At 55.8% G+C, this 251-nt stretch carries 1 pseudogene; it reads right to left on the bottom strand.

From position 1 onward, the window contains the following. Positions 1-79 precede the first annotated feature (79 nt). A pseudogene (locus KVT32_RS30845) lies at positions 80-251 on the bottom strand (copper resistance protein CopD); the annotation flags it as partial.

The following is a 251-nucleotide window of genomic DNA, read 5'->3' as shown; positions in this document are numbered from 1 at the left end:
GTAGAAGCAGGCGGTCTACAGAGCGCTTACCCGTGCATTACATTCAATTCATGTGCTGTCATCTGCCGCCCATGAAGGACTAGGTTCCAGTGGGAGACAAGATGCCAAGCCATGCAACGCTCGCCAGAACCAAAACGGCCAAGGTCGCCTCCGTGAACAGACTCTGTCTAAGCTTGATGACTGCCTGTGCGCGATTGCCTGCCTTCAAAGCAGCCTCCAGGCTCGGGCTCAACCGATACCGATTGGCAGCA

The organism is Achromobacter sp. GbtcB20 (genome assembly GCF_019091095.1).
Classification (GTDB): domain Bacteria; phylum Pseudomonadota; class Gammaproteobacteria; order Burkholderiales; family Burkholderiaceae_B; genus Achromobacter; species Achromobacter mucicolens.
Note: the sequence above shows the minus strand (reverse complement) of the source record. Positions and strands in the feature narration are given on the sequence as shown.